At 67.8% G+C, this 23,262-nt stretch carries 30 protein-coding genes; 19 read left to right on the top strand and 11 right to left on the bottom strand.

The window, feature by feature from the left end:
* Window position 1 precedes the first annotated feature (1 nt).
* Together EV186_RS29735 and EV186_RS29730 are read right to left on the bottom strand one after the other, a co-directional pair.
* Window positions 2-2,398 carry a putative bifunctional diguanylate cyclase/phosphodiesterase gene (locus tag EV186_RS29735; protein ID WP_243754358.1) on the bottom strand — a complete coding sequence of 799 codons (2,397 nt, stop codon included), beginning with the start codon at window positions 2,396-2,398 and terminating at the stop codon, window positions 2-4.
* A 364-nt stretch (window positions 2,399-2,762) separates the two neighbouring features.
* Window positions 2,763-3,965, bottom strand: coding sequence for an NAD(P)-dependent malic enzyme (locus EV186_RS29730; RefSeq protein ID WP_166659390.1), 1,203 nt, complete (start codon window positions 3,963-3,965; stop codon window positions 2,763-2,765).
* A 300-nt stretch (window positions 3,966-4,265) separates the two neighbouring features.
* On the opposite strand from EV186_RS29730, the gene EV186_RS29725 reads away from it, so the two are divergent.
* Entirely contained in the window at window positions 4,266-4,868 is a 603-nt protein-coding gene (locus EV186_RS29725; RefSeq protein WP_133852783.1) for a dTDP-4-dehydrorhamnose 3,5-epimerase family protein, read from the top strand.
* Here the strand turns inward: EV186_RS29725 and EV186_RS29720 are convergent.
* Window positions 4,844-5,173, bottom strand: a complete 330-nt coding sequence (locus EV186_RS29720; RefSeq protein ID WP_279538338.1) for a S26 family signal peptidase — start codon at window positions 5,171-5,173, stop codon at window positions 4,844-4,846. The genes EV186_RS29725 and EV186_RS29720 overlap by 25 nt on opposite strands.
* A gap of 79 nt (window positions 5,174-5,252) precedes the next feature.
* Here EV186_RS29720 and sodN point away from each other — a divergent pair, with 79 nt between their 5' ends.
* Both sodN and EV186_RS29710 read left to right on the top strand, forming a co-directional pair.
* Window positions 5,253-5,660, top strand: coding sequence for a superoxide dismutase, Ni (gene sodN / locus EV186_RS29715; protein ID WP_133852782.1), 408 nt, complete (start codon window positions 5,253-5,255; stop codon window positions 5,658-5,660).
* Window positions 5,661-6,320: 660 nt separating this feature from the next.
* Window positions 6,321-7,811: a HEPN domain-containing protein gene (locus EV186_RS29710; RefSeq protein WP_133852781.1), complete on the top strand. Its 1,491-nt coding sequence runs from the start codon at window positions 6,321-6,323 to the stop codon at window positions 7,809-7,811.
* Window positions 7,812-7,847: 36 nt separating this feature from the next.
* Here EV186_RS29710 and EV186_RS29705 read toward each other — a convergent pair whose 3' ends face one another.
* Both EV186_RS29705 and EV186_RS29700 read right to left on the bottom strand, forming a co-directional pair.
* Window positions 7,848-8,519 (bottom strand): HAD family hydrolase, encoded by a 672-nt coding sequence (locus EV186_RS29705; protein WP_133852780.1) that lies wholly within the window; start codon window positions 8,517-8,519, stop codon window positions 7,848-7,850.
* Window positions 8,516-9,355: a GntR family transcriptional regulator gene (locus tag EV186_RS29700; RefSeq protein ID WP_243754357.1), complete on the bottom strand. Its 840-nt coding sequence runs from the start codon at window positions 9,353-9,355 to the stop codon at window positions 8,516-8,518. The genes EV186_RS29705 and EV186_RS29700 overlap by 4 nt, the downstream gene beginning before the upstream one ends.
* A 207-nt stretch (window positions 9,356-9,562) precedes the next feature.
* Between EV186_RS29700 and EV186_RS29695 the strand changes: the two genes are divergently transcribed.
* The 9 genes from EV186_RS29695 to EV186_RS29655 all read left to right on the top strand — a co-directional run bounded on the left by EV186_RS29695 (window position 9,563) and on the right by EV186_RS29655 (window position 14,440).
* Window positions 9,563-9,985, top strand: coding sequence for a plasmid replication, integration and excision activator (locus EV186_RS29695; RefSeq protein ID WP_133852779.1), 423 nt, complete (start codon window positions 9,563-9,565; stop codon window positions 9,983-9,985).
* Window positions 9,985-10,269 carry a hypothetical protein gene (locus EV186_RS29690; protein ID WP_133853096.1) on the top strand — a complete coding sequence of 95 codons (285 nt, stop codon included), beginning with the start codon at window positions 9,985-9,987 and terminating at the stop codon, window positions 10,267-10,269. The genes EV186_RS29695 and EV186_RS29690 overlap by 1 nt, the downstream gene beginning before the upstream one ends.
* A gap of 11 nt (window positions 10,270-10,280) precedes the next feature.
* Window positions 10,281-10,526: a hypothetical protein gene (locus EV186_RS29685; protein ID WP_133852778.1), complete on the top strand. Its 246-nt coding sequence runs from the start codon at window positions 10,281-10,283 to the stop codon at window positions 10,524-10,526.
* Entirely contained in the window at window positions 10,523-10,795 is a 273-nt protein-coding gene (locus tag EV186_RS29680) for a hypothetical protein (RefSeq protein ID WP_133852777.1), read from the top strand. Before EV186_RS29685 ends, EV186_RS29680 begins: the two co-directional genes overlap by 4 nt.
* Window positions 10,785-11,417, top strand: coding sequence for a hypothetical protein (locus tag EV186_RS29675; RefSeq protein ID WP_133852776.1), 633 nt, complete (start codon window positions 10,785-10,787; stop codon window positions 11,415-11,417). Before EV186_RS29680 ends, EV186_RS29675 begins: the two co-directional genes overlap by 11 nt.
* An 87-nt stretch (window positions 11,418-11,504) precedes the next feature.
* Entirely contained in the window at window positions 11,505-11,966 is a 462-nt protein-coding gene (locus EV186_RS40585; RefSeq protein ID WP_166659389.1) for a tyrosine-type recombinase/integrase, read from the top strand.
* 1 nt (window position 11,967) lies between these two features.
* On the top strand, window positions 11,968-12,231 hold the full coding sequence (locus EV186_RS40580) for a tyrosine-type recombinase/integrase (RefSeq protein ID WP_166659388.1): 264 nt from the start codon (window positions 11,968-11,970) through the stop codon (window positions 12,229-12,231).
* A 185-nt stretch (window positions 12,232-12,416) separates the two neighbouring features.
* Window positions 12,417-12,803 (top strand): hypothetical protein, encoded by a 387-nt coding sequence (locus EV186_RS29660; RefSeq protein WP_133852773.1) that lies wholly within the window; start codon window positions 12,417-12,419, stop codon window positions 12,801-12,803.
* Window positions 12,804-13,483: 680 nt separating this feature from the next.
* Window positions 13,484-14,440 (top strand): CE1 family esterase, encoded by a 957-nt coding sequence (locus tag EV186_RS29655; RefSeq protein WP_166659387.1) that lies wholly within the window; start codon window positions 13,484-13,486, stop codon window positions 14,438-14,440.
* On the opposite strand, the gene EV186_RS29650 is transcribed toward EV186_RS29655, so the two are convergent.
* Window positions 14,441-14,905: a hypothetical protein gene (locus EV186_RS29650; protein WP_133852771.1), complete on the bottom strand. Its 465-nt coding sequence runs from the start codon at window positions 14,903-14,905 to the stop codon at window positions 14,441-14,443.
* Between the two features lie 62 nt (window positions 14,906-14,967).
* Between EV186_RS29650 and EV186_RS29645 the strand changes: the two genes are divergently transcribed.
* Complete coding sequence (locus tag EV186_RS29645; RefSeq protein WP_133852770.1) at window positions 14,968-15,510, top strand: RNA polymerase sigma factor; 543 nt, start codon at window positions 14,968-14,970, stop codon at window positions 15,508-15,510.
* 59 nt (window positions 15,511-15,569) lie between these two features.
* Here the strand turns inward: EV186_RS29645 and EV186_RS29640 are convergent, their stop codons facing one another.
* On the bottom strand, window positions 15,570-16,283 hold the full coding sequence (locus EV186_RS29640) for a hypothetical protein (protein ID WP_133852769.1): 714 nt from the start codon (window positions 16,281-16,283) through the stop codon (window positions 15,570-15,572).
* A 109-nt stretch (window positions 16,284-16,392) separates the two neighbouring features.
* Here EV186_RS29640 and EV186_RS29635 point away from each other — a divergent pair, with 109 nt between their 5' ends.
* Window positions 16,393-17,001: a histidine phosphatase family protein gene (locus tag EV186_RS29635; protein WP_133852768.1), complete on the top strand. Its 609-nt coding sequence runs from the start codon at window positions 16,393-16,395 to the stop codon at window positions 16,999-17,001.
* Entirely contained in the window at window positions 16,998-17,465 is a 468-nt protein-coding gene (locus EV186_RS29630) for a GNAT family N-acetyltransferase (protein WP_133852767.1), read from the top strand. Before EV186_RS29635 ends, EV186_RS29630 begins: the two co-directional genes overlap by 4 nt.
* A gap of 114 nt (window positions 17,466-17,579) precedes the next feature.
* On the opposite strand, the gene EV186_RS29625 is transcribed toward EV186_RS29630, so the two are convergent.
* The gene (locus EV186_RS29625) at window positions 17,580-17,984 is read right to left on the bottom strand and encodes a hypothetical protein (RefSeq protein WP_133852766.1); all 405 of its coding nucleotides are present in this window, start codon (window positions 17,982-17,984) and stop codon (window positions 17,580-17,582) included.
* A 227-nt stretch (window positions 17,985-18,211) separates the two neighbouring features.
* Between EV186_RS29625 and EV186_RS29620 the strand changes: the two genes are divergently transcribed.
* Both EV186_RS29620 and EV186_RS29615 read left to right on the top strand, forming a co-directional pair.
* Complete coding sequence (locus EV186_RS29620) at window positions 18,212-19,150, top strand: diacylglycerol/lipid kinase family protein (protein WP_133852765.1); 939 nt, start codon at window positions 18,212-18,214, stop codon at window positions 19,148-19,150.
* Window positions 19,151-19,358: 208 nt separating this feature from the next.
* Window positions 19,359-19,613: a WhiB family transcriptional regulator gene (locus tag EV186_RS29615; RefSeq protein WP_133852764.1), complete on the top strand. Its 255-nt coding sequence runs from the start codon at window positions 19,359-19,361 to the stop codon at window positions 19,611-19,613.
* 289 nt (window positions 19,614-19,902) lie between these two features.
* Here the strand turns inward: EV186_RS29615 and EV186_RS29610 are convergent, their stop codons facing one another.
* Window positions 19,903-21,396 (bottom strand): sensor histidine kinase, encoded by a 1,494-nt coding sequence (locus EV186_RS29610; RefSeq protein WP_133852763.1) that lies wholly within the window; start codon window positions 21,394-21,396, stop codon window positions 19,903-19,905.
* 61 nt (window positions 21,397-21,457) lie between these two features.
* On the opposite strand from EV186_RS29610, the gene EV186_RS40850 reads away from it, so the two are divergent.
* Entirely contained in the window at window positions 21,458-21,532 is a 75-nt protein-coding gene (locus EV186_RS40850; RefSeq protein ID WP_372448383.1) for a 50S ribosomal protein bL37, read from the top strand.
* A gap of 52 nt (window positions 21,533-21,584) precedes the next feature.
* Here EV186_RS40850 and rsrA read toward each other — a convergent pair whose 3' ends face one another.
* On the bottom strand, window positions 21,585-21,896 hold the full coding sequence (gene rsrA / locus EV186_RS29605; RefSeq protein WP_133852762.1) for a mycothiol system anti-sigma-R factor: 312 nt from the start codon (window positions 21,894-21,896) through the stop codon (window positions 21,585-21,587).
* The gene (locus tag EV186_RS29600) at window positions 21,893-22,516 is read right to left on the bottom strand and encodes a sigma-70 family RNA polymerase sigma factor (RefSeq protein WP_279538337.1); all 624 of its coding nucleotides are present in this window, start codon (window positions 22,514-22,516) and stop codon (window positions 21,893-21,895) included. Before EV186_RS29600 ends, rsrA begins: the two co-directional genes overlap by 4 nt.
* Window positions 22,517-22,733: 217 nt before the next feature.
* On the opposite strand from EV186_RS29600, the gene ybaK reads away from it, so the two are divergent.
* On the top strand, window positions 22,734-23,213 hold the full coding sequence (ybaK, locus tag EV186_RS29595) for a Cys-tRNA(Pro) deacylase (RefSeq protein WP_133852760.1): 480 nt from the start codon (window positions 22,734-22,736) through the stop codon (window positions 23,211-23,213).
* The last annotated feature ends 49 nt before the right edge of the window (window positions 23,214-23,262 follow it).

The following is a 23,262-nucleotide window of genomic DNA, read 5'->3' as shown; positions in this document are numbered from 1 at the left end:
CTCAGCTGCCCTCGGGGATGTGCACCGGGCCCTTGCGCAGCAGCTGCCGGAACTGCCCGGGCGGGATCGGCCGGGACATCAGCCAGCCCTGGAACGCCTCCACGCCGATCCCCCGCAGCACGTGGAACTGCGTCGCCGTCTCCACGCCCTCGGCCACGCAGCTGCGCCCCATCGCGCGCCCCATGTCGACCAGGGCGCGGGCCACCGCGAAATCGGCCGACTCGGTGGCCACGCCCGACACGAAGCGGCGGTCGACCTTGATGATCTGCGCCGGCAACTCCTTCAACCGGGCCAGCGACGAGTAGCCGGTGCCGAAGTCGTCGACGGCGAACCGCACGCCACGCTCGACCAGTTCGTCCATCGCGGTGCGGCTGCGTTCGGGCAGGTCGATCAGCAGGGTCTCGACGAGCTCGATGATCACCCGGTCCCACGGGATGCCCGACGCCACCACCGAAGTCGCGATCACGTCGACGAAATCCGCGTCGCCGGGCACCAGCCCGGAGAGGTTCACCGCGACGCACACCGGGTGCCCGCTGTGCTCGGGCCACGTCGACGCCTCGCGCAACGCCGTGCGCAGCACCCAGCGGTCCAGCTCACGCAGCAGGTCACCGCGCTCCGCGACCGGCAGGAACTCCCCTGGCGGCAGTATTCCGCGCTCCGGGTGCGGCCAGCGGACCAACGCCTCGGCCGAGAGCACGCGCCCGTCCGGCCCGACCACCGGCTGGTAGTGCAGCACGAGGCCGTCGTTGGCGATCGCCTCGCGCAGCTGGCCTTCCAGGTACATCTGGCTGTTGGCCGACGCGATCATCTTGGGGTTGGCGAGCGCCACCCGCCCCGCGCCCTTGGCCTTCGCCTCGAACATGGCGGCGTCGGCGAAGCGCAGCAGGTCGGCGCCGGTGGTGTCCGGGCCGTCGGGCACCGCGACGCCGATCGACGCCGACACCCGCAGCAGCTGCCCGCGCACCGGCACGGCCGCCTTGAGCAGCGACGACACCGACCGCGTCAAGGTCTCGACACCGCCCGCGCGGTCGATGTCGGCGCAGATCACCACGTACTCGTCGCCCGACATGCGCCCGACGGTGCAGCCCACCGGCAGCCCGCGCTCGAGCCGCCGGGCCAGCGCGACGATCAGCTCGTCACCGGCGTCGTGGCCCATGGAGTCGTTGACCCGCTTGAAGTTGTCGACGTCGCAGAACAGCAGCGCGACCCGCTCGGCGTGCTCGCCGCTGAGCAGCTCGCGCAGCAGCTCGTTCACCGCGGTGCGCCCGGGCAGACCGGTCAGGTCGTCGTGCGTGGCCTGGTAGCGCAGCTGCTGGGCGACGCGGAGCCGCTCGGTGACGTCGGAGAACACCACGAGCCGGAACTTGCGGCCGTCGTCGGCCACCGACTCGGTCGAGGACAGTTCGCAGTAGACGGGCTTGCCCGACGCGGAGGCCAGCACCCGCAAACCGGCGACGAGCGGGCCGTGCCGGTCGGGGGCGTCCTCGCCGGCCTGGTCCTCGGCGTGCAGCAGCTCGGCCGCCGGCAGGCCGCGCACGGCTTCGAGCTGGCGGCCCAGCAGCGAGCACAACGCGTCGTTGGCGTCGACCAACCGGTTGTCGTCGTCGAAGAGGCCGATGCCCACCGGGGCGACGGCCAGCAGGTCGGTGAAGCGCTGGCTGGAGCGCTGCATCCGGTCCTGGATGGAACGTTGCTCGGTGACGTCCTGGACCGTGCCGATGACGATGCCCGCGCCCTCGGCGAGCGGTTCGCCGCGGCACAAGCACACCCGCACGGTGCCGTCCGGGCGGATGACCCGGTTCTCGCACTCGACCCGCTGCCCGGTGCGCCCGCCCTCGTCCCAGCGCTCCTGCACCCAGCCGACGTCGTCGGGGTGCACCATCTGCAGGTACGACTCGTAGGTCACGGGCGTGCCCGGCGCGACACCGAAGATGTCGTAGAGCGTCGTGGACCAGATGCACTCGCCGGTGTCGATGTGCCATTCCCAGGTGCCGAGCCGCGCGACGCGCTGCGCGTCGGAGAACAGGCGCCGGTCCTGGTCGAACTGGCGTTCCATGAGGTGGCGGTCGGTGACGTCCTGCACGGTGCCGTGCAGCAGCCGCGGCACGCCCTCGTCGTCGACGGTCGCGCGGCCGCGCACCTGGTAGGCGCGGGTGCCGCTGCAGTCGCGCACGGCGACTTCCAGGATCTCGTCGTCGGTGGCCATCCGCAGCTTCGCGCTGAACGCCTTCAGCGCCGACCGGTCGTCGCGGTGCACGCGCCGGAGCAGGTCGTCCATGCCGGCGGTGGCGTCCAGCCCGGCGAGCTCGCGCAGCCCACCGGACAGGAAGGCGTCACCCGTCCTCGGGTCGAGGCGCCAGCTACCCAGCTGGGCGATCCGTTCGGCATCGAGTGGCATTGCGGATTCCGGCCTGGCTAAGCGGGACTCGGCGGGCATACGAGCGGACCGGTCGGTGTCGACCGTGCCTCGCACTCGCACGACCCGCTCGGCCACGCCCGCCATCCTTCCGGCGCCAGATCAGGCGGTTCGGTGTCCCCTGCCGTCCGCCAAATTCCCTACGACGTGTCCGGCGCCGGTGGGGCGGCGTTGTCGCAGGGTCATCAGGCTACCGCGTCCAGGCCTGCCCACCCCGGTCCGAGCACGGGCAGTTGGATCACGACACCGGGCACAACGAGCGGCATGTGCTCCGGCTACGCCGGACGCAGCAATCGCTTCACCCGGTGCGCTGACCCCGTTCGTCTGTGCAGCTCAGACGACACCGTCACGCCACACCATCGGCTCGCGCGGCGGCGGCGACCGCGGCGGCCACCGCGGGCCCGACCCGGGGGTCGATCGCGCTGGGCACGATGTGGTCGGGGGCGAGCTCGTCGGCGGCCACCGCGGCGATGGCGTCGGCCGCGGCGAGCTTCATCGACTCGGTGATCCGGCGTGCCCCGCTGTCCAACGCGCCGCGGAAGATTCCTGGGAATGCCAGCACGTTGTTGATCTGGTTCGGGAAGTCGCTGCGCCCGGTGGCCACGATCGCGGCGTGCCTGGCCGCGGCTTCCGGGTGGATCTCCGGGTCCGGGTTCGACAGCGCGAACACGATCGAGTCCGGCGCCATGGTCGCGACGAGCTCCTCCGCCACGGTCGAGGCCGAGAGCCCGACGAACACGTCGGCGCCCGCGAGCGCCTCGGCGAGCCCACCGGTCAGCCCGGCCACGTTGGTCCGGCCCGCGAGCTCCGCCTTGACCGGGTTCAGGTGGTCGCGACCGGCGTGGATGATGCCGCGCGAGTCCAGCAGCGTGACGTCGCCGATGCCCGCGGCGAGCAGGATCTTGGCGCAGGCGATGCCCGCCGCGCCCGCGCCTGCGATGACCACCCGCTGCTTCGAGATGTCCTTGCCGAGCACGGTGTTCGCGCCGCGCAACGCGGCGAGCAGCACGATCGCGGTGCCGTGCTGGTCGTCGTGCATGACCGGGCAGTCCAGCGCCTCGATCAGGCGCTTCTCCAGCTCGAAGCAGCGCGGGGCCGAGACGTCCTCGAGGTTCACCGCGCCGAACGAGGGCCGCAACCGCACCAGCGTCGCCACGATCTCGTCCACGTCGGTGGTGTCGAGCACCAGCGGGATCGAGTCCAGGCCGCCGAAGGTCTTGAACAGCGCGGCCTTGCCCTCCATGACCGGCAGCGAGGCGCTCGCGCCGATGTCACCGAGACCGAGTACCGCGGTGCCGTCGCTGACGACCGCCACGACCCGGTGCGCCCAGGTGTAGCGGGCCGCCTTGCTCGCGTCCTGCGCGATCGCGCGGCACACCTTCGCCACGCCGGGGGTGTACGCGATCGCCAGCGAACGGGGGTCGGCGATGGGCGCGGTCACCGAGATCGCGAGCTTGCCGCCCTCGTGCGCGGCGAAGATCTCGTCGTCGGTCACGGGCGCGTTGCCGTTCGGGGAGCTCACGGGTTTCGCGGGGTTCGCGGGGTTCATCGTCTGATCGTGGTCCAAGGCGCTGGGGGCGGCATCGAATGGCTCGACAGTGCTGTCGGTGCTGCTGCCGTCAGTCATCGTCACGGCGTCCTCCTGAGGAACGGGAGCCGCGGAAAAGGAGCACGATGCCCTGGTCCCGGCGCGGTGGCGCCGGGGTGGTCCGGACATCGAGCCTGCCCGTGCGGGTTGCCCAGGATGCGGCTGCCCCGCCGGCAAGGCGTGTCTCATAGTGTGACACCCCGCCGCCGGGGTGTCTGCGGCAGGGATCACAACTCTGGGGTCCCCCTATGCTTTCGCGCCATGAAGTGGCGCAAGCTCGCGATCGACGGTGCCGTCGAGTTCACGCCGGCGGTCTTCCCCGATTCCCGGGGCATGTTCGTCGCGCCATTCCAACAGGATGCGCTGGTCGAGGCGGTCGGGCACCCGATGCGGCTGGCCCAGACCAACCACAGCGTGTCGAGCGCGGGCGTGATCCGCGGCGTGCACTTCGCCGACGTGCCGCCGAGCCAGGCCAAGTACGTGTACTGCCCGCGCGGTGTCGTGCTGGACGTGGTCGTGGACCTGCGCGTCGGCTCGCCGACGTTCGGCCAGTGGGAGGCCGTGCGGCTCGAGGCCGCCGCCTGCAACGCGGTGTACATCGCCGAAGGGCTCGGGCACGCCATGATGGCGTTGGAAGACGACACGGTGCTGAGTTACCTGTGCTCGGAAAGCTATGCGCCGCAACGCGAACACGGCATCACCCCACTCGACGAGACCTTGGCGCTGCCGTGGCCGGCGGAGCTGACGCCGGTGCTCTCACCCAAGGACGCGGGCGCGCCGACCCTCGCGCAGGCTCAGGAGTCCGGCCTGCTGCCCGACTACGCCGCCTGCCTGGCCTACTACGACAAGTTGCGCGCGCGCTGAGGCCTGGGCCACAGCCGCGCGACCACCACACCGTGCACCTCGGCCGGGCCCAGCTCTCGTGAATCGGTGGAGGCGAACGTGTTGTCACCGGTGACAAACCAGCCGCCGGCCGCCGGGCGCACCACCCGCTTGACCGAGAGCTGACCGGGGCGGGAAGCCCACGTCACCAGCACGATGTCCCCTTCGGCCGGGATCCGGCCGCGCCGCACGAGCACGACGTCGGCGTCCTTGAGGGCAGGCGCCATCGACGGGCCGCGTACCCGGATGCGCCGCACCGGGAACCGGCCGAGCGGGCCACTGTTCAAACGATCACCTCCGCCTGCCGGACCAGTGTGCCGGGAGTAGGGTCACCAGCGTCGGAGCATCCACTGTCATGGAGGAACGATGCGACTCTTGTCGCGCATTCTCGGACCGCGCCTGGAGGCAACCGCGCACTGCGACCTCCCGTGCGGTGTCTACGACCCGGCGCAGGCCCGCATCGAGGCCGAGTCGGTCAAGGCGATCCAGCAGAAGTACCAGGACAACGACGACCCGGAGTTCCGCACCCGGGCCATCCTGATCGCCGAGCAGCGCAGTGAGCTGGTGAAGCACCACCTCTGGGTGCTGTGGACCGACTACTTCAAGCCGCCGCACTTCGAGAAGTACCCGCAGCTGCACGAGCTGGTGAACAAGGCCACGAAGGCCGCGGGCGCGTCCGGCACCAAGGGTTCGATGGACCCGGCCAAGGGCCAGGAGCTGCTGGACCTGATCGCGGAGATCGACAAGATCTTCTGGGAGACCAAGAACGGCTGAGGCTAGGCCGTCCGAAACGGCGCTGACCTGCGAGAAGACCTCTCGTTAGGCAGCGTCGTTTTTCGTTGTTGGGTGATGTCTGACGGCCTGCAGACGGCCTGATCTTGGTCCGTCCACACCTCCACCATCACCCCGATACGAAGCCGATCACGCGGCCGGCGGTGCTGGGTCAAGGCACGCTTTCCAGCCTTGACCCAGCACCACCGGCCGTTGTCATGCTCGGGCGTCGGAGTGGTCCTCACCGCGGCTCGTGGGCCGTCGTCGCGAAGCGTCGTCGGGCGTTCGATCGCCGCGCCCAGCTCGGTCGGCTGAGTGCCCGCGCGATCGTCACGGCCTTGCCTGCCTCATAAGTCTCAGGGCTCCTGCGCGCTGTCGTCGGCGGCGCGAACGCAGCTGACGCCTTCGGTCGGCGCGCCGCGTGGCCGGGCGGCCGGGAGCGGAGCGGTAGGCCGATCCGTGCCGCGCTGTGCGCGGCCGACCGAACGCAACCGCACCCAGCGCGCCGCCGTCGGCGGCGCGCCTTGATCCCCTAGAGCCAAGTTCGGCAAGCTCCGGCAACTCACCGATTCCCGGAGGACAGAGCGCCAGCGTTGGTAGGTAACAAACAACCAGTTGATTGCGATCTGACAACCGGTTCCTCAGAGAGAGTGGAGTCGGACCGTGGAAATAGAGCCCGGCGAGCATCCAGCCAGGTGGTGGATCCCTGGACGAGAGGATCACTCTGTAGTGGGACGCTACATTGTCGCAGACGATGGCGCAGCCACTATAGAGCTCAATGAGGACCTTCAACCTCCTGCACCGCATCTGACTCAAGATGGCGATGAAGAATTCGAGTTTCCACTAATAGGACCTCAAGAGTACGAAATTCTTCACGGGCAAGCTGGCCACATGGCTCTGACCGCATACCGGATCGACGTAACCAGCGCCACTATGCAACTAGGCGCCGCTGTACGTCGAGAGCGATTGCGTCCTCTTATAGTCGTGGAAGCGTACGAGTTTCTTGGCATTGACGAACTAGTTTGCATGCAAGCGCGGTTCGAACCGCGGATGGCCTCATCGATGGCGTGGTCAAAAGTTGACCGGTCGTGGGGCGGAAGTTCCGAAGCTGGACACGCCGTTACTGTCACGACTACGACCATGCCCGAACAGTCTTTCGAGCTCGAAATTGGCTCGGTTACCGTAGATCAGTTCGCGCGCGTGAGGGAGATGTCGAAAAGTAGTGAAGCTATCTCGATACTGAAGGCACTTGCGTTTACTCTGACGCTCCCGGAACCTCGTTCATTGCTCGACGTTGCGAACGAGTGGATTAGACCCCTATGCCTCTTCTTGAACTTGATTGATGCACGACCGGTCAGAATCATGAAGTTTCATTTCAAGTCACCAACCGTCCTGTGGCCAGACGAAAACAACCCAAGCAACGCCGACATTCCGCCGCAGCAGATGTGGACTACAGTAAGGATGCGCGTCGGCGCATCAAAGGCATACAATCCAGACAAGAGAAAGGTCTCGTTTGTACCGCTCGAAGAATTGGTTTGGGACTCCGCACTCCCGGCGTGGTTCTCATGGTTCAACTCAGGGGCGGCTGAAGCACAACTGATGACTTTACTGCTTGACCCGCAATACGCGTGGCTTGAGTCTCAGTTTATTACCGCAGCCCAGCTGGTAGAGGGCTTGCACCGAAAGTCCTACCCAGCACCTGAGGCCGATATACAGAAAAATCAAGAATTTATTAACAGGATTGTCGCAGCGCTCCAGGGCGAGAGCTTTACCTCCAAGGATCGAAACAAGGTAAAGAGTGCCCTTAAGTACCGATATGAGCCCAGCCTCGAAGGTCGAATTGTTCAGCTCGACGCAGTCAGCGGACACCCGCTAGACCGAGCGACAAGAGGTAGAGTTAAGCCGTTGGCGACTGCTATTGCCAAGCTCCGAAATGCGTTCGCCCACTCATCTGAAGCAAGGAAAGTCGAAGAACTCCGTCCCGTTCAGGTCGCACGGGCCGCCCTGCTCCTCCTGGGCTTCTCATTCCTTTTGACAAGAGCAGGGCTCACTGATGAGACTGCCTGCCGCTACGTAGAGCAATCGCAGTTTGGGTCAACATGGCTGTGGCTCGTGACCAATCACAGTGAATTCTTGCTCGAAGACAACGCATAGATTCGCGGACATAGATAAAGTTGACCAACTTTATAGTTACACGATATCTATCATGGATTCGACAATCGCGTCGGCGTGCATCGCGATGAACATGGACCGCTTCGCGGGTCGGTTAGCATAGCCGATCGAGCAAGCGCCAATAGCCTGCGCCGCTTCGACATCCGTTGCAGAATCGCCCAGCAAAATGGCTTCAGTCGCAGGGATTCGCAGATGCCGTAGGGCTACGTCAAGAAGATGCGGAGACGGTTTGAGCAAGGTCGAGTCCGAGCTACTTCGAGCTGAGACCCAATCAACCAAGTGCGCCAGATCAAACTTTTTCAGATAGACCTCGACCGCCGCAGCGCTATTGTTACTTACAATGGCAAGAGGTCGGTCTATTGCTCTCCAGGCTTGGATCAGCTCGTGCGCGCCTGGCGTTGGCTCGGCGAGTTGTACCGCTTCGACTTCGTGTGCGCGAAAGGCGACCTCGACGTGGTCTGCTTCGTCGGGGCCGAGTTTGGCCGCGTAGGTCAAGATGTCGAAGGGGTCCGACGAATTCTGTACGTCGTCGGGTAGCGCGCCGTAGCCGCCTTGAGCCAGCAGGTCGCGGAGTTGGTCGGCGACGAGGTGTGCGGGGAATCCTTGAAAGACGCTGCAGATGGGGCCATCAAAGTCCAGGAGCAGCGCGCGGGCTTCGGCGAGCAGGGCTCGTGCTTTGGCTGCGGTCACAGGACGAGTTCGGTCGAGACGGTGTTCCACATGCTGTCGAACCAGGTGCGGGCTTGCTCGACGTATTGACTGCCGGTGGAGGTGTCGTCGTCGGTGGCTGAGTGGTGGAAGAGGATGGCGTCTTTGCCCATGAGGTCGTAGATGGCGGTGGGTTGCTCGCCGAAGGTCAGGACGTGTTCGCGGACGGGGTAGAAGCCGAAGAAGGCTTCTTCGTTGTTGATGACGTAGAGCTTGAACAGGGGCGCGGCGTGGTGGACGCGGACGATGGCCTCTGCCTTGTTGACCAGGCCGAGGCTGCCGAGTTCGTTCACGGTGTCGGTGATGGCGCCGACGTGGCGGTGCATGATCGCGGTTGCTCGGGCGCGGAACTCGGGGCTGTCGCCGAGGTCGTCGACGCGGCACGGGATGGCGAGTGGGGCCGAGGTGTCGGGGATGAGGATGCGGACGGTCACGGACTCGGGGCGGAGTCGGCCGGCGCGGATCTTGTCGAGGGGTTCGAGGATGGCGCCGTGCAGGGTCTCGCCGGAGAAGCCCGCGAAGTCGATGGTGACGTGTTCGGCCTCGAAGGCGCGTTCGATGTGTGGGCGGAGTCCGACGGGGCGCTCGGTGCGGTCGCGAACGAAGACGCCGCTCCCCTGGCGGGAGATGATCAGGCCTTCTTCGCGGAGCTCGCGGAGGGCGTTCTGCACGGTCATCGGCGCGACGTTGTAGGTCTTGGCCAGCTCGTTGCGTGATGGAAGCTTGTCACCCGGCGTGAACTTCTTGGTCAGGATTGCCGCGCGCAAGGCGTTGGCTACCTGCACATAGGGCGGCCTCGGGTCATCTGGATCAAGCATCGATCCTCTCTCCTAATCCCAGTTTCGTGTATCCACGCATGCCCATGTACGTGCGCGCACGTCCATGGTGGTGCACATACATCCATCTTGTCTAGCTCACCTAGCGAGCTAGCTCCCCTAACTCGAGCTTGACTTGGCTAGCCAAGCTGCGTATCCTTCGTGACTTGTACAACCCGACTAGCTCGGTTAGACAAGAGAGGTCACCTGATGCCTGTCATCCCGACACGGTTCGCCGTCGACTTCGGAGAGGTCTTCCCGGTGGGCGCGTTCGTGCTCGGCGTGGAGCCCGCCATGGCGTTCTCCGACAACCCCGGCGCACCGAAGATGCGAGAACGCGACAAGGAAACCGGCCGCCTCGTGTGGGTGGTCCGGGCGCTGGACGCCAACGAGGAGGCAGCGCGGTTCGGCGCTGAATTCAAGGTCAAGATCGCGGCCGACCACCAGCCGGTGCCACCGGCCAAGGCCAACAGCTTCCCGTATGCCGCTGTCGAGTTCGAGAACCTGACCATCACCCCGTACGCCAACAACAAGGGCCGGATCGCGCACAGCTTCCGCGCCTCGGGCATGCGGCCGCCTAGCTCGGGTCGCTCGGGCAAGGCAGCGACCAGCGAGCAGAAGACGGCCGCGTGATGTCAGGGCGGGCGTCTCGAGAAGCGGTCGCCCGCTGGAACCTGGCGTACGCCGAGCAGACGGCGGCCTTGTTCGCGGCATCTCGTGCCCAACAGGTCGACGACAAGGCGATCAGCCGTCTTGCTCTCGCTTACGCCGAAGTCGCTGCCGCCTGGCGAGTCCTAGCCGGGGAGCTGGCAGTCCCGCTCTGGGCTCGCCACGCGGCCGCGATCGCGGCCGAAGAGTTCGACCGCCGCTCACGCGTCGAGCACGCACGCATCCAACCACCAGACAAGGGCAACTGATCATGTTCAACGTGACATGCACGCCGGGACAGAACGCCTCGGCGGCCTACATGCAGATCACATCCGAGATTCCCGCGCTCGTGATCTACACCGACCCGGTGAACATGGCGGTGCAGCTGCCGCCGTTCCCCGGCGGGGACCAGGTGCTGGTCCGGTTCTGCCGGGAGCTGGCACGGGAAGCGGCCAAGCTCGCGGATGCATTGGAGGCGTCCCAAGCGGGTCCTCGGCACCGGTTGGCGGACGGTGAGGGCCTGTGAGTACCGAGGTGACGCACGCGCTTGATCCGGGTGCGGGTGCGCAGTACACGGAGCTTGAGGCCGACCAGTCGGCGCTGATGTTGTACCTGGGCTCGATGACGCTGGTGATCAGGGCGACACCGGACCCGCGCGGTGATCGGCTGCTGATGGCCTTCTGCCATGAGCTGGTCCAAGCCGCCACGATCGTGGCCGACGAGCTGCAGCTCAAGCTCTCTCCCCAGCCTCCTCGGCTGATCTCGCGAGAGGAGAGCGAGTCCGATGACGATTGACACCACCACCGAGACCGTTGGCCGTGGTGTCGTCGCGCCCTACATCTCGGCGTGGTCGGCCGAGGAGCTGCTGCCGTGCTGGTTCATGGAGGTCCCCGGCCGGGGCATCGCCTACATCGACGAGCAGGTCACCGACCGCGACGAGCACGGCGTGTTGTGGGCGCGCATGTCCTGGGCGCCACGGCAGGGCCGACCGGTCCTCGGTCAGGTGCACCCGCTCCGGCATCGGCAAGTGATGCGACGGCTGCACTGCCAGGTATGCAACGGTCCCGCCGACCGGACCGGGAACGGAGTGCTGTGGCTCCTGCCGGATCACCGAGAGGACTGGCCGGGCTGGCCTGACCGGATGGCCACCACCGAACCGCCGGTGTGCCTGCCCTGCGTGCGGGTGGCGTCGCGCATGTGCCCTGCGCTGCGGCGGGGAGCCGTGGCCGTGCGGGCCGGCCGGTATCCAGTGGTCGCTGTCCGCGGTGGCCTCTACGTCGCCGACCGCATCCCGCAAGTCATCGGCGACGAGCTGATCGCGCTCACCGACTCCCGGATCCGATGGACCCTCGCCCACAACCTGGTTCGGGAACTAGGCGACTGCACGTTGATCGAGGTCGCCGACCTGACCAAGTAGGACAGTCCCATTTAGACAAACAGCGCACGCTGAGTCGTGTGGCGGTGCCGCGCGTTGATCGCCAAGCACCCGTGTCATGGCAAGTCGGTGAAGGCTCCGAAGGCAGCGCAGAAGCGGATCGTCCCGTGGCCGGAAGAGCAGGTCTGGGCTGTTCAGAAGGCTCTACCAGAGCGGTTTCGGGTGCTGGTGGACCTGGCGGCCGGCCTCGGTCTACGGCAGGGCGAATGCCTGGGGTTGGCGGTCGAGGACGTCGACTTCCCGCACAACGTGGTGCACGTCCGGCGTCAGGTGAAGACAGTCCGGCACAAGCACGTGTTCGCGCTCCCGAAGTACGACAAGACGCGGGACGTGCCGCTCTCGGAGCCGGTGAAGTTGGCGCTCGCCGAGCACATCCACCGGTTCCCGCCGAAGGCGATCACGTTGCCGTGGGACGTGCCGGACGGTCAGCCGCGCACGGTTGAGCTGCTGGTGACGTCTGTGCGTCGGCTGGAGGTCGCCGCGAACGAACTTCAACCGGAACTACTGGAAGAAGGCTCTCAAGGCGTGTGAGGTGCCGTTCGGGCGGTACGAGAACGGCATGCACGAGCTGCGGCACTTCTTCGCCTCGGTGCTGCGCGACCAGGGCGAGTCGATCAAGGCCGTGGCCGACTGGCTTGGTCACCCGGACCCGTCGTTCATGCTGCGGATCTACACGCACCTGATGCCCAGCAGCACCGACCGCACGAAGAGCGTGATCGCTGGCGTCTATCAACGCCGGATATCATCAACGGACAGTAGGTCCGAAAGGTCAAGGTCGGAGTACCCCCAGCCGTGAGCAAAGCAATACCACCCACGCAGTCGAGTGGAGGATCACCGCCCACCGGCTCGGCGCCCAACGTCGCCTCACGGCTGGATATTACTCGACGGACCATAGCGATAGCGCTCCTTGCCGGACTCGCAGTCGCCACAACTTACGGGGCGCTATCGCAGAAACTCCACACATGCGATCAGACCGTCACCGTGACCGATGGAAAATCAACGACACAGACCGTATGCAAGCCCTTGCAGGCCACAGATGCTCCAGTAATTCTGATTGCTCTAGTTGCAATCGGCCTGTTCGCTCCGGACCTGACAAAGCTAAAGGTCGGCGGCCTCATCGAGGTAGAGCGAAAAATTGATCAACAGAAGGCCGCCGTATCTGAATTGACCGATGAAGTTCGGACACTCACCTTGGGTGTCCAGACGAAGCTAAGTGCCACAATGCACTCGGAAACTCATCACCATCACTACCCGCGCCCCGGGGAATTCTGGCCGTCAGACGTTCCTGTAACGGACGACGAACAAGCATTCCAAGAGAAGACAGAGATATTCAAGCGCGGAGGCTCAGATGTCAACACCTCCAAGTAATCGGCGCAGTGGCCCACGCAGCGAGGGTCGACCTAAAGTGCCCAGGGAGGATATGATTCTGTTGCTACAGCGCGACTTCGAGATAGGCGAGGTCCTAGCTTTCGCAAATGGAGCGCCCGCTCCAGCAGAGGACGGTCCAGCGGCGTGGCTGCTAAACCTGAAATCTCAAATAAAAGACGAGAGCCCCCGTGATATTGCGAAGCGCTGGGCAACGCTCTTCCGAGACGAGATCGAAACCGTTCGTAGAGTTCGGGGCTCCGTCGTGCATCACATCGACATTGACCCAGCAAGCGTCAAGACAGCTCTAACAATCGCCGAGCGGCTACTAGCAGCAATCGGGCATCCATCAGTCGCGGCCAACTCCTGATGGCATGCGACTCAGAGATCGCCAACGATCACCACGGCCTGGCCGCGGCCCAGACCGGTCATGTTTGGCGCAAATCCCTGGTCAGAGCCACCTTCGGGGCAGATCGACAAGATCTTCTGGGAGACGAAGAACGGCTGAGTTTCGAGCTGTCGTGGAACGGCGCTGATCAGCGGTCGTCGACCGCTGGTCAGCGCCGTTCCGCGTTTCCGCCGCCGAGCGGATCAGGGCGGATCGAGCCGGGTTCGAGGGCGTGCCCCTAGAACAGGGGTGGACCTCTGGCGAACTCTCGGGGGCGGACATGCGTGGTGGCTGGGTGCGGTGGACCGCTGCGGCGGCCGCCGTGGGCACGGCCGGTGAGGTCTACCGGCGCTTCTTGTACGCGCGGCAGGCGCCCGAGCCGGACCTCTCCGCGCCGAAGATCACCGGCACGCTCCTGGTCGGCGGCCGGCACCGGACTTTCACCGCGGTCGTGCCCGCGCAACTCCCGGCCGGCGCCCCGCTGGTCATCGCGCTGCACGGGGCCAGCCAGGACGGCGCGCACTTCCGGGCCATCACCGGCTACGGGTTCGACCGGCTGACCGAGCACGAGAAGTTCGCCGTCGTCTACCCGAACGGACACAAGGGGAACTGGAACGACGCGCGCAAGGCCGCGCACTACCCGGCGCGGCGCGAGAACGTCGACGACGAAGGCTTCCTCGACGCGTTGATCGAGCACTTCCACATCCGCTACGGCATCGACCGCGGCCGGGTGTTCGTCGCCGGGTTCTCCAACGGCGGGCAACTCGCGTTGCGCCTCGCGGCGACCATGCCGGACCGGCTCGCGGGCATCGCGGCGATCAGCGCCAACCTGCCGACGGAGGAGAACCTCGACTGCGTGCCGCGGGGCCTGCCCATCCCGGTGCTGTTGATGACCAGCACGGCCGATCCGATCAACCCGTTCGACGGCGGCGAGGTCACCGTGTTCGGGTTCGGCAGCCGGGGCGACGTCCGCTCGGCGACCGACACGTTCGCGTACTTCGCCGCGCTCAACGGGCACGCCGGGTCACCGCACACCGAGTTCCTGCCCCACCCCCGGGGCGAACTCGACACGCGGGTGGCCCGGACCAGCCACCGCACCCCGGGCCACGCGCCGGTCGAGCTCTACACCGTGTTCGGCGGCGGGCACCTGGTGCCCAACCCGCACTACACGGCGCCCTTGATCTCGGGGCACACCACCCACGACGTCGACGCGCCCGCCGTCATCTGGGCCTTCTTCCGCGACCTGCCCTGATCAGGCCCAATCCCCGTCGCCGTCCGGCAGGTCGCCGACGATCGGCTGATCGTGTCCGGCACCATGGTCCATGCCGAATTCGTGCGTGTCGGACAAGTCGTCGGGGGTTTCGTGGGTTTCATGGGGGTCGAGCAGGCTGTCGGCGTGGTCGGTGGTGTCGGTGGTGTCGGTGAAGTCGTGCTCGGGTTCGGTCACGTCCTCGACCGCGTCGGCTGCGACGTCCGACCCGTCGGCGACGTCGGAGGCGTCCCAGTCGTCGTCGGAGCCGCCGAACACCTCGTCGACCGGGATGAGGTCGTCGGCGGCGTGGTCGTCCTCGACCGGCGCCTCGAAGGTGTGCTCGAACATCGCGTCGCGCTGGGCGTCGTCGAGCCCCGGCACGCTGTCCAGGAGCAACTCCCGCAGCTCACCGCGGTCCGCGTCGTCGTCGATCGCGTCGAACCCGTCGTCCTGATCCCTGGCCATCACGCCAGCCCTCCTTGTGCAACCATCACCGAGCCGCCGGACCCGCAGGCCAGGAGCACTCCATGAGCGTCGACCTCACCGCCGAGCAGGCGCTGGTCCGCGCCGCCGCCTCCGGTGACCAGGACGCCTTCCGCACGCTCTGGACCGAGGCCGAACGCCCCGCGTACGCCCTCTGCGTGCGGCTGACCGGCAACCACGCCGACGCCGCCGACGCCCTGCAGGACGCCCAGCTCGCCGCCTGGCGCAACCTGCACCGGTTCCAGGCCCGCTGCCCGTTCGGTGCCTGGGTGTACGCCATCGCCCGCAACGCCGCGCTCGCCGTGGTCCGCGCCCGCGGCAAGCGCGCCGAGGTGGAGCTCGACACCGCCGAGGACGACGGACCGCGGCCCACGGGATTCGCCGACACCGTCGTCGAATCGATCGCCGTGCGCGAGGCACTGGACACGCTGCCCGAGAAGCACCGCGAGGCGCTGCTGCTCTGGGTCGGCGGGCTGTCGTACGACCAAGTCGCGGGGCTCATGGAAGCTCCGACGAACTCGGTGCGCGTCTGGATCCACCGCGCCCGCGGCGCGTTGCGCGAACGCCTCGCCGAACAGGCCGGCTGAGACGCCGGAGCCGGCGCCGCGACCGTGGTCGCGCCGCCGGACTCCGGCCGATCCGCACATCAGCTCAGGTCGTGCTCGTCGGTGACCTGACCGTTCTCGATCGAGTACTCGGCGTCGGCGTGACCGTCGTAGTCGGTGTCGGCGACCGCGTAGTCGGCCTCGCCGTCACCGTCGGTGTCGGCCACGACCAGGTCGATGCGACCGTCGTCGTTGGTGTCCATGGCCACGGTGTCGACCTGGCCGTCGTTGTCGGTGTCGTACGCGACCGCGTCGACCCGGCCGTCGCCGTCCATGTCGACTTCCTGGCCGCCCTCGGGCAGCTGACCCGAGTCGCTGGACCCGTCGCTGGACTCCGAGTAACCGCCGGTGGTGCTGCTGGAGCTGGTGGTGTCCTCGTCCTTGCCGTACTCCTCGTCGGAGCTGCTGGCGTCGGACGCGGTGGTCGACGAGGACGAGCTGGTGGCGCCGTCCTCGCTGTACGGGGTGGCGTTGCCGTCGGCGTCGAACTGGGTGTCGGCCTCACCGTCGAAGTCGGTGTCCGCCACGCCGTAGTCCACGTGCCCGTCGCCGTCGGTGTCCTGGGCGACCATGTCGATGCGGCCGTCGGCGTTGGTGTCGAGTGCGACGGTGTCGAACTGGCCGTCACCGTCGGTGTCGGAGACGACGCCGTCGACCACGCCGTCGTTGTCGGCGTCGACCCACTCGCTCTCGTTGACGCCGTCGTTGTTCAGGTCCGCGGCCTGGCCGGCGGTGGGGGCGCTGCTGTCGCTCATCTCGTGCTCCTGGTCTGCTCTGCTCGGTGGCTTCACAGGGATGGATGGCGCTACCCCGGCCCGAGTTACAGCGAGTTCCAAGATTTTTTCCGACCCGTAGGATCAAGCCATGGCGGGCGAGGGCAAAACAGGCATCTACCTGCTGCGACACGGGCAGACCGAGTGGTCGCGGGACGGCAGGCACACCGGGCGCAGCGACATCCCGCTGACTCCCGAGGGCGAGGAACTGGCCCGCGCGGCGGGCCGCACGCTGGCCGGGCTGCGCGGTGGGGCGGCGCCCGCGCTGGTGCTCAGCAGCCCGCGGCAACGCGCGGTGCGGACCGCGGAACTCGCCGGGCTCACGGTCGACGAGCAGACCGAGGACCTGGCCGAGTGGGACTACGGCGACTACGAGGGCCGGACCACGCCCCAGATCCGGGAGTCGGTGCCCGGCTGGACGGTGTGGACCCACCCGACCCCGAACGGCGAGACCGCCGAGCAGGTCGGCGCCCGCGCGCGGGCGGTGCTCGACCGCGTGCGGCCCGCGCTGGCCGACGGCGACGTGGTCCTGATCGGGCACGGGCACTTCAGCCGGGTGCTGGTGGCCGCGTGGCTGGAGCTGCCCGCGACGAAGGGCGTGTCCTTCGGCATGGACGCGGCCGCGGTGTCCGTGCTCGGCGACGAACGTGGCGCGCCGCAGATCCAGCACCTGAACGTGCCGGCCGGGGCGACCGCGTGATCCGCCGCGCCCGTGAGTCCGATGTGGACCAGATCGTCGCGCTCTGCCGCGAGCTCGCCGAGTACGAACAGGCGCCCGAGCACTTCAAGATGACCGCGGAGCAGTTGCGACCCGCGTTGTTCGGCGAGGCGCCGTCGGTCTTCTGCCACGTGGCCGAAGTGGACGGTGGACTGGCCGGGTGCGCGGTGTGGTTCCGCTCCTTCTCCACCTGGACGGGCACGCACGGGATCCACCTGGAGGATCTGTACGTGCGCCCGCAGCACCGCGGCACCGGGCTGGGCAAGCAGTTGCTGGTAGCCCTCGCCCGCGAGTGCGTGCGCGCGGGCTACCAGCGGCTGGAATGGGCGGTGCTGGACTGGAACGAGCCGACGATCGAGTTCTACCGCCGGCTCGGCGCGACCCATGTGGACGACTGGATGACCTTCCGGCTGGACGGCGACGCCCTCACTACGTTCGCCTCCTAGACGTGGTGCTCAGACGCCGGCCACCGAACGCCCGGCACTGCACGCAGGCGCGGACGGCCAGGCCATCTCGTTCCACACCGGCAGCCTCGACCAGACCCAGGGCGTCGTGGCCCGTCAGGCGGAGTGGTCCTCTTCCTCGTTGGCCCACTGCCGGGCCTGTGCGCCCAGGAGCAGGACCAGCGTGACCACGGCGACGACCGCGACCGGGATGCCGTACCCGGGCCGACTGGACGGGCCGATCGCGTACCAGGCGACGCCGAGCAGCAGCACCTGGATCACCACGGCGGGGGTGCGCGCGCCCTGCTTGCCGAGCAGCAGCGCCACCCCGCAGGCCAGCACGGCGGCGGCCATCAGGGCGAAGAACGCCGCCTCGGCGTAGACGTTGCCCAGCCGCGCCTGGCCGCGGAGTTCGAGCACGACGAGCCACACGGCCGCGCCCAGCACGGCAAGTCCTTGCAGGCAAACGACGACAGCCGCGGCCCGCACCGGCAACGGGGCGCCGGTTCCGGCGGATTCCATGCGCACGCGTGACCCTTCCAGCGATTGCTACCGACAGTGCCGGTCACGGATGGTAGGCCACCCGTACGGCCGTTCCGTTTTGTCGGTGGGGCGCGCGATGATCCATGCGAAGCCTCCTCGGGATCGGCGAGCAGACGGTCGTCTGGGTGCACTCGCCGCACCACCGAGCGGTAGGGACGAAGGGAGCGCCAGCCGAAGACGGGACAGGGCTGCCTTACGCTGCGGTTATGCGCGCAGTGCTGGTGGTGAACCCGCGGGCGACGGCCACGACGCCCGCCGGCCGGGACGTGCTCGCGCACGCACTGGCCAGCGAGGTCAAGCTCGAGGTCGTGGAGACCGACTACCGCGGGCACGCGTTGCTGGCCGCCCGCGCGGCCGCGGCCGACGGTGCCGACCTGGTGGTCGCGCACGGCGGCGACGGCACCGTCAACGAGGTGGTCAACGGCCTGCTCGCCGACGGCCTGCGTCCTGACCTGCCCATGCTCGGCGTGGTGCCCGGCGGCTCGGCGAACGTCTTCGCGCGCGCTTTAGGGCTGCCTCGCAACCCGGTCGACGCCACCCACCAGCTCCTGCGCGCCATCGACGAGCGCCGTTCGCGCCGCGTCGGGCTCGGCCGCGTCGAGCCGAACGTGGCGGTCGAGACGGGACCGCGCTGGTTCACCTTCAACGCCGGCGTCGGCCTGGACGCCGACGTGGTCGCCGGGGTCGACCGCAAGCGCGGCAAGCGCGCCAGCCAGCTGCTCTACCTGCGTGTCGCCGTCGCCGAATACCTGCGCCCGAAGCACGAGCGGCCGGATCTGACAGTGCTGGTCCCCGGGCACGAGCCGGTCAGCGGGCTGAAGCTCGCGTTCGTGTCGAACACCGACCCGTGGACCTACCTCGGCGACCGGCCGGTGCGCCTCAGTCCAGGGACGACGTTCGAAGGCGGACTCGGCTTGTTTGGGTTGCGGACCTTGGGGCTACCCACCGTGGCGCGACACCTCCGACAGGCCCTGAGCCCGTCGGGGAAACAAAAAGGAAGAAAACTCGTTGGACTGGAAGACGTACCGTTGGTGGTGGTACGTGCGGAAGAACCAGCGCGCCTTCAGGTCGATGGGGACCTGATCGGCGAGCGGACCGAAGTGGTGTTCACGTCCGTGCCAGATGCCCTGAACGTGGTCGTCTGACAGTGGAGGACCACTCGGCAAGGATCGAGAAGATCGTCGCTCAGAGCGAGTAAACCTGCCCTGACGTCGATCTTTCGGGTGAGTTCACTCACCGGCCGAGAAACACCCCTTGACATCCGCTGTGTTCGTGAAAGCATTCACAAGCACCCCGACGACCGACTGACGACGATTGGCGCGTCTGAACGCGCCTGACGAGGAGCTTGGAACCATGGATTGGCGCCATGACGCGGCTTGCCGCGACGAGGACCCTGAGCTGTTCTTCCCCGTGGGGAACAGCGGTCCGGCGCTTCTGCAGATCTCCGAGGCGAAGGCCGTGTGCCACCGCTGCCCCGTCGCTTCCTCCTGCCTGACCTGGGCCCTTGACAGCGGCCAGGACGCTGGCGTGTGGGGCGGCATGAGCGAGGACGAGCGACGCGCGCTCAAGCGCCGCAACGCTCGTACCCGCGCCCGCAGCAACGCCTGAGAGAGCACCGCGCACGAAGCGCGACAAGGCCCGGCACCACGTCCCATGGTGCCGGGCCTTAGTTGTCTTTACAGGTGTGTCCCACACTCAAGCAGGGTGTGTCCCCTCTTCCGACCGGGTGTGTCCCACGTTCCAGCCGGGTGTGTCCCGCCTTCCAGCAGGGCGTGTCCCACACTCAGGCACCCCGTGTCCCACACTCGAGTGTGGGACACACCCGCGTTGAATGGGGGACACACCCGGCGCGAACGAGGGACACACCTGCGCCGAGTGTGGGACACGCCCTGAAGGGTTATCGGCGGTGGGACAAGGGGATCCGCAGCAGCGCGCGTGTTCCGCCCTCGTCGCGGTTGGTCATCGACAGCGACCCGCGCAACTCCGACTCCACGAGCGTCCTGACGATCTGCAAGCCCAGCCCATCGGCGCGCTCCAGGGAAAAGCCCGCGGGCAACCCGGCACCGTCGTCCACGACGGTCACCTCGAGCCATCGCGCCGACCGGCTGGCCGAGACCGAGACCTCCCCGCCTTTGCCTGCCGGGTAAGCGTGTTCGACCGCGTTCTGCACGAGTTCGGTCAGCACCATCACCAGTGGGGTGGCCAGCTCCGCGGCCAGCACGCCGAAACTTCCCTTGCGCCGCACCACGACCTTCGTCTCGGCGACGGCGACGTCGCCCACCACCGGGATCACCTTGTCGATCAGCTCGTCCAGGTCGACCCGCTCGTCCACCGAGACCGACAACGTCTCGTGCACCATCGCGATCGCCGACACCCGCCGCACCGACTCGGCCAGCGCCTGCTTCGCCTCGTCGCTGGACGTGCGCCGGGATTGCAGGCGCAGCAAGGCGGCCACGGTCTGCAGGTTGTTCTTCACCCGGTGGTGGATCTCGCGGATCGTCGCGTCCTTGGACAGCAACGCCCGGTCGCGGCGCCGGACTTCGGTGACGTCCCGGCACAACACCAGCGCGCCGGCAGGCTTTCCCAAGGGCCGCAACGGAAGTGCCCGGAACAACACGGCCGCACCGCGCCGCGACTCGGCCTCGGCACGCATGCTCGGCTGACCCTCCAGCGCGGCCACGATCCGTTGCGCCACCTCGGTCGCGTCGAACGGGTCGGCGATCAGCGACCGGGTCAGCGGCGCGAGCTTCGTCCCGACCAGGTCGGCCGCGTGTCCCATCCGGTGGTAGGCGGACAACGCGTTCGGTGAGGCGAACACCACGACACCGGACGGGTCGAGCCGGACCAGCCCGTCGCCCACCCGCGGGCTCGTGTGGACGTCGGCGGTCGGCTCGGGGCTGGGGAAGCTGCCGTCGGCGATCATCTGGCAGAGGTCGCCCGCGCTGCCCAGGTAGGCGATCTCCAGCGGGCTCGGCACCCGCGGCACCGCCAGGTTCGTCTCCCGGGACAGGATCCCCACCACGGTGTCCTCGAACACCACGGGGATGGTCTCGCGGCGCACGGGGATGCCGCGGTACCACTGCGGGTCCTCCTCGCGGCAGATCCGCCGGTCGGCGCCCGCACGGCGCAGCTGCGGGTGCTCGGCCACGGGGACGAGGCTGCCCACGACGTCGTCGGGGTGCGCGGTGGGTGCCGTGGTGGGCCGGGCCTGCGCGACGCACAGGTACTTGCCTTCGTCCTCGTCGGGCTCGGACACCCGCACCCAGAGCAGGAAGTCGGCGAAGGAGAGGTCGGAGAGCAGCTGCCACTCGGCGACCACGCGTTGCAGGTGGTCGACCGCGGCGCCGGGCAGGCTGGTGTGCTCGGCGACCAGGTCGGCAAGGGTGGTCACGTCGCCATCAAATCACGACGTGTCAGAATTGACGGACCGCACCAAGGCACCAGGAGGAACCATGTCGAAGCGCGCTCGCAAGCGCCGCGACCGCAAAAAGGGCGGCGCGAACCACGGCAACCGCCCCAACAGCTGACAACAGACGAAGACCCCGCCAAGCACACGCCTGGCGGGGTCTTCGTTTGCGCTCAGTCTTGTTCTTCGGTGAGCTCGACCGTCGTGGTCGTGGTCCGGACGCCGTCGTGGTCGATGACGGTCTGCCGGATCGAGGCCCGCAGCCGCTGCTTGAGCGACTCCGGGGCCTGCTCGCCACCGCACTTGCTGGCGAGCAACACCTTGAGGTGCTCGTCGATGCCGTACTCCTCGAGGCACGGGTTGCACTCGTCGAGGTGCTGCTGGAGCGCCTGGCGCCGGTTCGGGTCGCACTCGCGGTCGAGGAACAGCCAGACCTCGGAGAGGACCTCTGAGCACGGCGTCTCGTGCGGTTTGCCGCAGCTCACGACTCGACCTCCTGCTTGGCGGTGCGCACGAAACCGCGCTCGCGCGCAACATCCGACAGCATGTCCCGCAGCTGGCGCCGGCCCCGGTGCAGCCGGGACATCACGGTACCGATCGGGGTGCCCATGATCTCGGCGATCTCCTTGTACGCGAAGCCCTCGACGTCGGCGTAGTACACCGCCATCCGGAACTCCTCCGGCAGGCGCTGCAACGCTTCCTTGACGTCGTCGTCGGGCAGGTTGTCCATCGCCTCGACCTCGGCCGAGCGCAACCCCACCGACGTGTGGCTCTCGGCCTGCGCGAGCTGCCAGTCGGTGATCTCGTCCGTGGGCGACTGCTGGGGCTGACGCTGTTTCTTGCGGTAGCCGTTGATGTAGGTGTTGGTGAGGATCCGGTACAGCCACGCCTTGAGGTTCGTGCCCGCCCGGAACGACGCGAAGGCCGCGTAGGCCTTGAGCATCGTTTCCTGGACGAGGTCCTCGGCGTCGGCCGGGTTGCGGGTCATCCGCAACGCGGCCGCGTAGAGCTGGTCGAGCAACGGCATCGCGTCGCGTTCGAACCGCGCCGCGCGCTCCTCCGCCGTCTCCGGGTTGTCGACGGCGTGCGTTTCGGTGCCGGGCACCGCGCTCCCTTCCAGCCGGGGCGTCGTCCTCCCGGCTGCCTGCGACGATCCCATGGCGGTCTTCGCATGAGTCGGCGTCGAGTTTACGCGGCGCGTACCGGGCCGGCCGGGCGCCCGGTCGGCTCGGGGACCCCTGCGGGTGGTCACGGTATCGGTCAGCACAGTCGTCAGAACGCGGTGGCCGGCGTGGACATTCCCGACCGTAAGCTTGTTCGCCATGGCCGGTAAGGGGACGCCAGCGACCGCGCTGCTCGCCAAGAAGGGCGTCACGCACACCCTGCACTCCTACGAACACGATCCACGCGCGGAGTCCTACGGCACCGAGGCCGCCGACGCGCTCGGCCTTGCACCACAACGGGTGTTCAAGACACTACTGGCCGAAGTGGACGGCACGCTGACCGTCGGGATCGTGCCGGTGACCGGGCAACTGGACCTCAAGGCGCTGGCCGCCGCGGTCGGTGGCAAGCGGGCGAAGATGGCCGACGTGGCGGCCGCGGAGCGGGCCACCGGATATGTGGCCGGCGGGATCTCGCCGCTGGGGCAGAAGAAGCGGCTGCGCACCGTGCTGGACGTCTCGGCCGGCGACCACGAGACGATGTTCTGCTCGGGCGGGCGGCGCGGGCTGGAGATCGAACTGGCGCCCGCGGACCTGGTCGCGCTCACGGGTGCCGTGGTGGCTCCGATCGCGGCGGGCTGACCGCCACCACCCGCGCCCACCAGATCACCGCCACACCACCGCCAACCCC

Origin of the sequence: Labedaea rhizosphaerae (genome assembly GCF_004362825.1) — a bacterium.
Classification (GTDB): Bacteria; Actinomycetota; Actinomycetes; order Mycobacteriales; family Pseudonocardiaceae; genus Labedaea; species Labedaea rhizosphaerae.
This window is presented reverse-complemented; position numbering and strand designations above follow the sequence as displayed.